Genomic DNA, 10,119 nt, shown 5'->3' with positions numbered 1-10,119 from the left:
AACGCGGATCTCGCCTACAAGAACCAGTCGGGCGCGCTGAACGAGTCGATCTCGGACGTGTTCGGCTCCCTGGTGAAGCAGTACGCGCTGCGGCAGAGCGCTGCGGAGGCCGACTGGCTGATCGGCGCCGGACTGCTCGCGAAGGGCGTCAATGGCGTCGCCCTCCGCTCGATGAAGGCACCGGGCACCGCGTACGACGACCCGCAGCTCGGCGGCAAGGACCCGCAGCCCGCCCACGTCAAGGACTATGTGCGGACGACGGGCGACAACGGCGGCGTGCACACGAACTCCGGCATCCCCAACCACGCCTTCTCCCTGGCGGCCCTCGGACTCGGCGGCAACAGCTGGGACAAGGCCGGGCACGTCTGGTACGCCACCCTCACCGGCGGCGACCTGCGCACGAGCGCCACCTTCGAGGAGTTCGCGAGCCTCACCGCCCAGACGGCCGCGAAGCTCTACGGATCCGCGGAGCAGCAGGCGGTGACGGACGCATGGAGCCAGGTGGGCGTCGACATCCCGTGACCCGCATCGTCGTCACGCGCACGGGCGGGTTCGCCGGGATCGCCCGCACGACCGAGGTGAGCGATCCCGACGCGGTGGACCGGATCCTCGTCACGCTGCGCGACCGGAGGCCCACCGACGTCCCTCCGCGCCCCGACGGCTTCGTCTACGACTTCACGGTCGAGAGCGAGTCCGCGACCGCCGAGACGTACTCGGTGCCGGAGTCGACCCTGCCGCCGGAGGTCCGAGCCCTGCTCCGCTGAGCCCTCCCCGACGGAACCGAAGGGGACATCGGCCCGCGCGCCGCGGGGGCGGAGTCGACGTCGCATGTTCATCGAACGCATACCCGGCAGAGGGCGGACGGCTCAGCGGATCCGCTTGCCTCGCACCATGGACGTCCTGATCGCGATCGCCGCCGGTTGGCTCACGCTCGCCGCCGTGCTCACGGCCGCCGTCGCCCGCGCGCTCCACATGCGCGACGGCGGCTGACGGAGGGGCCGTCAGCCGACCTCGACCGCGCTCCAGCCGAGCAACGACTCCCGGGCCGCGAGCGCCAGCCGCACGGCGGCGAGCGAGGCGGCAGGGTCCCCGTCGCTCGGCCGCCTCCCCGTCCGGACGCACTCGAGGAACGCCCGAGCCTGGTCGGTGTACGGCTCGCCCGGGTCGACGTCGACGATCCGCTCGGCGCCGTCCTCGGACACCACGAGCTCGCTGCGCTCCTCGACGCCCGAGGCGAAGGAGTAGCGGGCCTGGCCCATGGCGCCGATGACCTCCAGCGACGTGCGGAACGGCGTCGACACGGGGGCGTCCCATCCGGCACGGACCCAGCCGACGGCTCCGCTCTCGTGCTCGACGCGCGCCTGCAGGGTGCCGTCGTCGAGCCGCGCGACCTCGACGCGTCGCGCCGGCCCCAGGAACAGCAGCAGCTGGTCGAAGTCGTGCACGGCGAGGTCCAGCAGTATCCCGCCGGACCGCTCCTCGTCCTCCAGCCACGGCGGCCGCCCACCGGTCGGCGAGAGCCGCGACGCCAGCACCCCCTGGAGCGCGCCGAACGATCCCGCGAGCCGCCGCACCGCGACGTACCCGGGGAAGAAGCGCACGACGTGCCCGATCATCAGCGTCCCCGAGGCCGCCGCACCGAGCCGGACGAGCTCGTCGCCGTCCGCCACGGTGCGGGCGAGCGGCTTCTCGAGCAGCACGTGCTTGCCCGCCGCGAGCGCCCGCCGCGTGAGCTCGAGGTGGGTGTCGGTGGGCGTGCAGATCGACAGCACCTGGATGGCCGGGTCGCGGAGCACGCCGTCCAGATCGGTCGTCGGACGCGCGGTCGGCACGCCCGCGAGCGGCCTCGGCGCTGCACGGTCGACCACCGCCACGACCTCGACCTCGGGGGCGAGCGCCGCCCACGCCTGCGCGTGCGCCTGCCCCATCCGGCCACCACCGACGATCGCGACCCTGGTCATCCCGCTGCTCCCCTCATCCGCACTGCGCATTTCCTTGACCCCGGGGCCGCGCCTCAATACCGTCCGACCACGACCAGGCGCCACCGGCACCGCCGATCGGACCATCCTGGTGGTCGAGGCTCCGGTGATCACAGCGACGTGAGAGGCGGACGACCGTGGGGAACCTTCGGAGGCAGTGGCGGCGGATGGCGCTGGCGGGCGCCACGATCGCGGCGCTCACGTTGACGGCGTGCAGCACCGGCGGGGGCGGGGGCGGGGGCTCAGCCACGCCCGCGGCCGGCTTCAAGCCCGGCTCGCTCGACCGCAAGTACGCCGGCACCACCATCTCGGTGATGATGCCGCCCTGGGGCTCGTTCAAGAAGTCGGTGCTGCAGCAGTTCACCGCGAAGACGGGCATCAAGGTCAATCTGCAGACCCTCGCCTGGGACTCCATCCACGACAAGGTCGTGACGACGGAGGCGAGCGGGCAGGCGCCCGCCGACGTGGTCGAGCTGGACTGGACGTGGGTGTCGCAGTTCGGCGCCGCCGGCTGGCTCGCCCCGCTCGACCAGTACCTGTCGGCCGCCCAGCTGAAGGACTCGGTGGGCGCGAGCACGTTCGTCCAGGGCGGGAAGCAGATCGGCGTCCCCTACTCGCTCGACTTCCGCGGCTCCGAGTACGACATGACGATGCTCAAGAAGGCCGGCATCACCTCGGCGCCGACGACGTGGGACGAGGTGCTCATCGCCGCGCGGGCCGTGAAGAAGGCGGGCGTCGTCGCCCATCCGATCGGGCTGCCCCTGAAGATCCTCGAGGGCACGTCGACGCCCTGGTACGCGCTCGTGCGCAGCTCCGGCGGCCAGATCCTCACGCCGAAGGGCAAGCCCGCCTTCGACAGCGGCGGTCTCGGGCAGGCGGCACTCGAGTTCATCCACACCGCCTACAGCGAGGGCCTCATCGATCCGGGCGCCATCGGGCTGACGGATCAGCAGGTGGGCGACAACTTCGCCGCAGGCGAATCCGCGATGGTGCTCGCGACGGGCCCCGGCGGGAACGCGCAGTTCACGGATCCGGCGAAGAGCAAGATCTCGAAGGACCAGCTGCAGTTCGCGCACGTTCCCGGGCAGAAGGACGCGACCGGTCCGACGGTCAGCCTCGAGGAGGCGCTGTCGATCCCGAAGGCCTCGAAGCACCCCGAGGCGGCGGCGGAGTTCATCACCTGGTGGCTGCAGCCCGCGCAGCTGATCACCGCGTACCACGACCCCGACATGGGCCTCCTGCCGCCGAGCAGCGCCGCGCTCAAGGAGCTCGCGGACAGCGGCAAGCTCGCCGACGCGCAGACGATCCAGACGCTCGAGCCGACCATCCAGGCGGTGATCCCCGGCGGCACCCCCACCTGGTACTCGAAGTTCAGCTCGGCGGCGGCCGCGACGATCCAGTCCGTGGCGCTGGGGCACACGAGCGCGGCGGCCGGCATTCAGAAGCTCGCGAAGCAGACCGACCAGTTCGCGTCGCAGGGGTAGGCGGTGCGCGCCGACCGAGCAGCTCTGCTTCCGGCGGCACGCGGACCGGCTCGGCCGAGCCCACGGCCCGGCCGGTCCGCCGCCCGCCGCCGCGCCAACCGGCTGGGGCTCGCACTCGTCGCGCCCGCGTTCGCCGTCATCGCGGTGCTCGTGCTGTACCCGACGATCAGCAGCGTCGTCGGGAGCTTCCAGCGGTACGAGCTGACGGATCCGAACCGGGCGTTCAGCGGCCTCCGCAACTACACGGCCGTGCTGTCGGACGACACCTTCCAGCAGGCGCTGCTGAACACCGGCGGCTACTTCGTGGTCATCACCCTGGCCGTGCTGCTCATGGGTCTCGGCACCGCGCTCTGGCTGCAGAGCCTGAAGGGCGCGTGGCGGGCGATCGCGCTCACCGTCATCGTGCTGCCCTGGTCGATCCCCGGCACGGTCGCGGGGGTGCTGTGGTCGTTCATCCTCAACCCCACCGGCTCCGGGTTGCTCAACTCCGTGCTGAAGTCGGTCGGCCTGATCGGGAGCTACCAGGCGTGGCTGAACAAGCCGATCGCCGGGATCGTCGTGATCGGGCTGACCGTCGCCTGGAGCGCGGTGCCGCTCGGCGTCGTCGTGCTGCTCGCAGGGCTCGAGGGCATCCCCCGCGAGATCTACGAGCAGAGCCTCGTGGACGGCGCGGACCGGCTGAGGCAGTTCGGCTCGATCACCCTGCCGCTGCTGCGGCCGGCGCTCGCGATCGTGCTGCTGAACGGCGCGGTGCTCGCGATCGGCCTCTTCGACCAGGTCTACGTGCTCGTCGGACTCGACCCGGACAAGATCACGATCGCCGGATCCATGTACCTCTACGCGTTCCGGGACTTCAACTTCGGATTCGGGTTCGCGGCCTCGGTCGTGGCCACCGCGATCACCGCGGCGATCTCCCTCGTCTACCTGCGGCTCGTCTACCGCGAGGAGGAGTACTGATGGCCACGCATCGCACCGGGTACGGGCCCCTCTGGGGCACGGTCCGGATCGTCGTCGGAATCCTCGTCGTCGTCTGGTCGCTCGCGCCGATCTACTGGGGCGCCGTCATCGCCTTCGCGAGCGTCGCCGACATCCGCCGCTCCCCCGCCGCGCTGCTCCCGCAGAGCATCGAGCTCGGCAACTTCGGCCGGCTGCTCGGGCCCGGATCCGCGACCCAGGGCGTCTTCCTCTCCGCGCTCGGCAGCTCCGTGATCCAGGCGCTCGGCACGACGGTCCTCACCCTCGCCGTGGCGCTTCCCGCGGCCTACGCGTTCGCCCGGCTGCGGTTCGCGGGCTCGCGCCTCCTGCTGACGGTGATCACGATCACGCTCGCGGTGCCGGTCTACCTCGTGCTGATCCCCCTCTTCCAGCTCGCCACGGCGACGGGGCAGATCAACACGCAGCAGGGGGTGATCCTCGTGCTGACCTCGGCAGCGCTCCCGCTCGCGATCTGGATCCTCCGCAGCCACATCGTCACCCTCCCGGAGGACCTGGAGGCCGCGGCCCGGCTCGACGGAGCCGGCACCTTCCGGGTGCTCGGCAGCATCATCGGGCCGCTCGTCGCGCCCGGCCTCGTGGCGGCCGCGGTGGTGACGTTCCTCGCGAGCTGGGGCGCCTTCCTGATCCCGCTCGTCTACGCGAACTCGTCCGGAACGGAGCCGCTCACCGTGCTCATCCCGACGTTCGCGAACAAGTTCAGCAGCGACTACGGGCTGCAGTCCGCGGCCGGGCTCGTCGCGGTGCTGCCGCCCGTGCTGCTCGTCGTGCTGCTGCAGAAGTACCTGCTCTCCGGACTGCTGAAGGGGGCGACCAAGTGACTCCACGGGACGGCACGGACGACGACCTGCCCGCGCTCGGCGCGATCGCCGCCGCGAGCTTCGACCTCGATCCGGAGGACGCCGCGGAGCTCCCTCGGCTGCTCTGGACCGAGGACGCGGGCACGACGCGGATCCGGCTCGTCGCGGAGCGGGACGGCGGGCCGGTGGGCGTGCTGCTCGGCAGCCTGCAGGGCGACGACGCGTTCCTCGACCTCGTGGTCGTGGCGCCCGCGGCGCGCGGTGCCGGCATCGCGCGGGCGCTCCTCGCCGCGTGGGAGCGGCGCGCGGCGGCGTCGGGCGCGACCCGGTCGCGTGCCGGCGAGAACCTGCGCACGTACGCCTGGCCGGGGGTCGACATCCGCTACACCGCGTTCCTCGCGATGCTGCTCCGCAGCGGGTACACACGGGCGAAGACCGTCTACAACATGGACGTCGCCCTCGACCACGTCCCCGCGCCCACACCCGATGCGCTCGCCCGCCTCGAGCGCGCCGGCCTCACCGTGCGGCGGGGCGAGCCGGGCGACGCGGACGCCGTCGGCGAGCACGCGCTGCGGCTCTGGTCGGACATCTCCGACGTGTGGTTCCGCGAGACCCGCGCCGCCCTGCACCGGGAGCCGCCGCCGATCTTCCTCGCGTTCCGCGGCGAGCAGGTCGTCGGCTTCGCGGCCCACGGCATCCACCGCCCGTCGCTCTACGGACCGATCGCCACGGATCCCGCCGAGCAGGGCCACGGCATCGGTGCCGTGCTGTCCGACCTCTGCCTCGCGGACATGGCCGCCCGCGGCGTCCAGGTGGCGCAGATCGGCTGGGTGGCCGAGACCGCGATCCCCTTCTACTCGCGGACCGCAGGCGCCCGCCTCGGCCGCTGCTTCTGGATGATGAAGAAGACGCTCGGAGGAGCGGCCCGATGACCGGGATCCGCGACGACTGGACGTTCGTGGTCTGCGACTCCCTCGAGAAGGTGTTCGCCGACCAGCGGCCCCGGCCGATGAACCGGGACATCCCGATCACGGCCTTCGCCGGCGAATCCGTCTCCTTCCAGATCGCGTTCCTGCCCCCGGCGGCGCAGTCGTTCGACGACGTCGGCGCGGTGCTCGTCGAGGTCGGCGCGGCCGCGGCCGCCGTCACGGAGGTCGCGAGCGTGGACCTCGTGCCCTGCACGCTCGTCGCGTTCGAGCCCCACGACGACGGCTGGCTGCGCGACACCGCCGGGCTCTACCCCGACCTGCTTCGCCCGCTGCCGGCGGACGGCCGCGTGGTGCCGTACCTGGGGCAGTGGCGGTCGGTCTGGTGCACGGTCGCGGCTCCCCCGATGGACGGCGAGCTGCCCGTCGAGGTCGTGCTGCGGTCCGCGACGACCGGCCGGGCGCTGTTCAGGACCACCGTGCCGGTGCGGGTGCATCCCCAGCCGCTCCCGGAGCTCGACATCGTGAACACCCAGTGGGTGCACGGCGACGGCCTCGCCGGCTACTACGGCGTCGAGGTCCACAGCGAGGAGTACTGGGCGATCCTCGAGCGCTTCGTCGGCGCGGCGGCCGCGATGGGCGTGAACTCGGTGCTCACCCCCGTCTGGACGCCGCCCCTCGACACCGCCGTCGGCGGCACCCGCCGATCCGTGCAGCTCGTCGACATCGTCGACGACGACGGCACCTACCGGTTCGACTTCGCGCGGCTCTCCCGGTGGATGGACCTCTGCCGGCGGCAGGGCATCCGGCACCTCGAGATCGCGCACCTGTTCACGCAGTGGGGCGCGGAGCACACCCCCGCCGTGTACGTCCGGTCCGGCTCGGGAACCGAGCAGCGCTTCGGCTGGCAGACCGACGCCACGGATCCGGAGTACCGGCGCCTGCTCGAGGCCCTGCTCCCGGCCCTGCGGCAGGAGCTGGATCGCGGATGGGGCCTCGACCGCGTGATCTTCCACATCTCCGACGAGCCGCACGGCGAGGCGATGCTCGCCTCCTACCGGGCGGCTCGCGCCGTGGTCGACGACCTGCTCGAGGGCTGCACGATCGTCGACGCCCTCAGCGACTTCGCCTTCTACTCGTCGGGCGTCGTCGAGCACCCGGTGGTCGCCACGGACGCGCTCGATCCGTTCCTCGCCGCCGAGGTGACCGACCTCTGGATGTACTACTGCGTCGGCCAGCACACGGGTGTCGCCAACCGCTTCATCGGCCAGCCGTCGACCCGCAACCGGGTGCTCGGGAGCCAGCTCTTCCGCTTCGGCGCGGCCGGGTTCCTGCACTGGGGCTTCAACTTCTACAACGCCCACCTCTCCACGCACCCGATCGACCCGTTCCAGGACACGACCGCGGGCGGCGCCTTCCTCGCCGGGGATCCCTTCGTCGTCTACCCGGGCGACGACGGCCACCCGTGGGCGTCGATCCGCTACCGCGTCTTCGCCGAGGCGATGGCCGACCACCGGGCGATGCAGGCGCTCCGCGACCTCGCGGGCACCGAGGCCGTGCTCCGCATCGTGGACCCGGACAGTACCCTCTCGATGACGCGCTACAGCGACGACCCCGACCACTACCGGCGTGTGCGCGCGGCTCTCACCGACGAGATCGTGCAGCGCTCGAGCTGAGGCCCCGGCCTCCGCCGAATCCGGGCGCCTTCCGACAGACCGGGCGCAAAAAGACGCCCGACGTGTCGGAAGCCGCCCGCGCTCCGCAGGTCGAGGGTTTGTCGCGGATCGCCGCGGAGGTGGCCGAGGTCGGTGCGAGAGGATGAAGCCCGACGCCCTCGCCGGGCTCCAGGTGCCGGGGGGTGATGGGAGCAGCAATGCCGCAACGCCGCACGTTCGTCCTCGTCGACGGCGAGAACATCGACGCCACCCTCGGCTCGACCGTGCTCGGGCGCAAGCCGGAGCCGAGCGAGCGGCCCCGCTGGGAGCGGGTGCTCGAGTTCGCGCGCCGCCTGTGGGGCCAGGACGCCACCGGTCTCTTCTTCCTGAACGCCTCGAACGGCTACCTGCCCGGCCCGTTCGTCACCGCGCTGACGCAGATCGGTTTCCGTCCGGTCCCGCTCGCGGGCGGGGCGAACGAGAAGGTCGTCGACATCGGCATCCAGCGCACCCTCGACGCGCTCGTCGGCCGTGACGCGGACGTGCTGCTCGGCAGCCACGACCGCGACTACCTCGAGCAGGTCGAGCGGCTGCTCGACAGCGACCACCGGGTCGGCATCCTCGGCTTCCCCGAGCTCGTCAGCGGCGCCTACGCCGGCCTCGACGTCCCCCTCTACGACCTCGAGACCGAGGTGCACGCCTTCAACACGCCGCTCCCCCGCGTGCGCATCATCCCGCTCACCGAGTTCGATCCCGAGGCCTTCCTCCGCTGACAGGCCGGGAGGCGAGCAGGCCACGGAGGGGACCTGCCCCTCGACCCGGTCGGCTGCCATGATGAGCGCGTGGGCAACGGAGTCCCCGCGACGCGGGCAGCGTGCGAGGCCTCCGCTGCTGCACGCCTCCGCTGGTCACCCGACGCCCGGCTGCGCGGGAAGGCCGGCGGGTGAGCTCTCCGGATCGGCTCGGCGCCGAGGGCGACGGCGGGACGGCTCCGCACACCCGGGCGATGGGCACGTCCGACGGCCGCGTGCCCCTCACCCTTCGCCTCGGCGTGATCGGGCACCGGTGGCTTCCGAGCGACGAGCAGGTGATGCGGGCGCTCGGCGTGGTGCTGGACGGGGTCGAGCGCGCGTTGCCGCCTCGGAGCAGATCCACCGACACCGAGCTGGTGGTGGTGAGCTCGATCGCTGACGGCGCCGATCGCATCGTCGCGCGAGCCGCGATGGAACGGGGCGGCCGGCTCGAGGCGGTGCTGCCCGCCCCTCTCGAGGTCTTCCGGCGCGATTTCGACCCGGCCTCGGCGACCGACTTCGACGACCTGCTGAACGCGGCGTCCACCGTCGTCGTGGTCGCGCAGCACGTGGACGATCTCGCCTACCGCACGGCCGCGCGAGCGGTGGTCGATCGATCCGACATCGTCCTCGCGATCTGGGACGGGCTTCCGTCCCGGGGGCCCGGAGGAACGGCGGAGACCTATGACTACGCCGTGCTGCAGCGGAAGGCGGTCTGGTGGCTCGAGGTCACGCGGACGGACGAGGGCGTGCGGATCTCGGACAGGGGCGCTCCTGAGCTCCGCCCGGTGCTCTCCCGTGAAGCCCGTGAAGGCCTCGACCTCTTCAACGGACGGCTGGGAGACGAGAGGCCGCGAGTCTCCCAGCCCACCGAGCTGCAGGCGGTGTTCGGTCGCGCAGACCGGACCGCGGTCCGCAGCCAGCGCCGGCTCCGAACCCTCACGATCGTGAACTTCGCCTTGGCCGTCGCCGCCGTGACCGTGCAGGCTGCGGAGCTCGCGTTCCACCCCAGCCTGCCGTGGCTCCCCGCGCTCGAGCTCGTCGCGCTCGTCACGATCGCGGTCTCGCTCACCGTCCTCAGGCGGGGCCACTACCTCGACCGATGGACGGCGAGCCGGTACCTGGCGGAGCGCATCCGCGCTGCGATCGTCCTGCTCGCGGTCGGTCTCATCCCGGCCACAGGGCGTGAGCGGGTCGACCTCGTCGCCGACCCCGACGTCGAATGGGCGACCCGAGCACTGCTCGAAGCGACCTGGCGCACCGCGTCCGCGCCGCCCTCGGCGGATCTGAAGGGCGTGAAGCGTCGCCTCATCACCGGATGGCTCCACGACCAGGTGGAGTACCACCGCGGCACCACCAGGCGCTACTTCGCCTTCGACCGCATCGCGTTCGCCGTCACGCTGACGCTCTTCGTGGCGAGCGTGCTGCTGTCCCTCCTCAGCCTGCTCGTCGCGCTCGCCGGTGCCGAGTCGGACGCCGACGCGATCGGCT

Annotated in this window: 10 protein-coding genes; 9 read left to right on the top strand and 1 reads right to left on the bottom strand. The window is 72.1% G+C overall.

Annotation, left to right across the window (positions count from 1 at the left end; translation table 11 throughout):
* On the top strand, positions 1–522 hold a 522-nt coding region (locus JWQ92_RS11810), incomplete at its 5' end, for a M4 family metallopeptidase (protein WP_297344658.1).
* Positions 519–764: a protealysin inhibitor emfourin gene (locus tag JWQ92_RS11805; protein ID WP_297344657.1), complete on the top strand. Its 246-nt coding sequence runs from the start codon at positions 519–521 to the stop codon at positions 762–764. The genes JWQ92_RS11810 and JWQ92_RS11805, both read left to right, overlap by 4 nt.
* Before the next feature lie 237 nt (positions 765–1,001).
* Here the strand turns inward: JWQ92_RS11805 and JWQ92_RS11800 are convergent, their stop codons facing one another.
* On the bottom strand, positions 1,002–1,961 hold the full coding sequence (locus JWQ92_RS11800; protein ID WP_297344656.1) for a Gfo/Idh/MocA family oxidoreductase: 960 nt from the start codon (positions 1,959–1,961) through the stop codon (positions 1,002–1,004).
* 155 nt (positions 1,962–2,116) lie between these two features.
* On the opposite strand from JWQ92_RS11800, the gene JWQ92_RS11795 reads away from it, so the two are divergent.
* From JWQ92_RS11795 to JWQ92_RS11765, 7 genes are all read left to right on the top strand, one after another.
* Entirely contained in the window at positions 2,117–3,463 is a 1,347-nt protein-coding gene (locus JWQ92_RS11795; protein WP_297344655.1) for an ABC transporter substrate-binding protein, read from the top strand.
* A 3-nt stretch (positions 3,464–3,466) separates the two neighbouring features.
* Complete coding sequence (locus JWQ92_RS11790) at positions 3,467–4,420, top strand: carbohydrate ABC transporter permease (RefSeq protein WP_297344654.1); 954 nt, start codon at positions 3,467–3,469, stop codon at positions 4,418–4,420.
* Positions 4,420–5,277, top strand: coding sequence for a carbohydrate ABC transporter permease (locus tag JWQ92_RS11785; protein WP_297344653.1), 858 nt, complete (start codon positions 4,420–4,422; stop codon positions 5,275–5,277). Before JWQ92_RS11790 ends, JWQ92_RS11785 begins: the two co-directional genes overlap by 1 nt.
* Positions 5,274–6,188: a GNAT family N-acetyltransferase gene (locus tag JWQ92_RS11780; protein ID WP_297344652.1), complete on the top strand. Its 915-nt coding sequence runs from the start codon at positions 5,274–5,276 to the stop codon at positions 6,186–6,188. Before JWQ92_RS11785 ends, JWQ92_RS11780 begins: the two co-directional genes overlap by 4 nt.
* A complete protein-coding gene (locus JWQ92_RS11775; protein WP_297344651.1) occupies positions 6,185–7,858 on the top strand; it encodes a DUF4091 domain-containing protein in 1,674 nt (557 codons plus the stop codon). Before JWQ92_RS11780 ends, JWQ92_RS11775 begins: the two co-directional genes overlap by 4 nt.
* A 197-nt stretch (positions 7,859–8,055) precedes the next feature.
* A complete protein-coding gene (locus tag JWQ92_RS11770; RefSeq protein ID WP_297344650.1) occupies positions 8,056–8,610 on the top strand; it encodes an NYN domain-containing protein in 555 nt (184 codons plus the stop codon).
* 170 nt (positions 8,611–8,780) lie between these two features.
* The coding region (locus JWQ92_RS11765; protein WP_297344649.1) for a hypothetical protein at positions 8,781–10,119 on the top strand (1,339 nt) is incomplete at its 3' end.

Origin of the sequence: Amnibacterium sp. (assembly GCF_025463795.1) — a bacterium.
Taxonomy (GTDB): Bacteria; Actinomycetota; Actinomycetes; order Actinomycetales; family Microbacteriaceae; genus Amnibacterium.
This window is presented reverse-complemented; position numbering and strand designations above follow the sequence as displayed.

Bases quoted from the DNA above. Each gene is read 5' to 3' on its own strand.
- JWQ92_RS11800 (WP_297344656.1), bottom strand. From the start codon at position 1,961: ATGACCAGGGTCGCGATCGTCGGTGGTGGCCGGATGGGGCAGGCGCAC.
- JWQ92_RS11785 (WP_297344653.1), top strand. From the start codon at position 4,420: ATGGCCACGCATCGCACCGGGTACGGGCCCCTCTGGGGCACGGTCCGG.
- JWQ92_RS11775 (WP_297344651.1), top strand. From the start codon at position 6,185: ATGACCGGGATCCGCGACGACTGGACGTTCGTGGTCTGCGACTCCCTC.
- JWQ92_RS11770 (WP_297344650.1), top strand. From the start codon at position 8,056: ATGCCGCAACGCCGCACGTTCGTCCTCGTCGACGGCGAGAACATCGAC.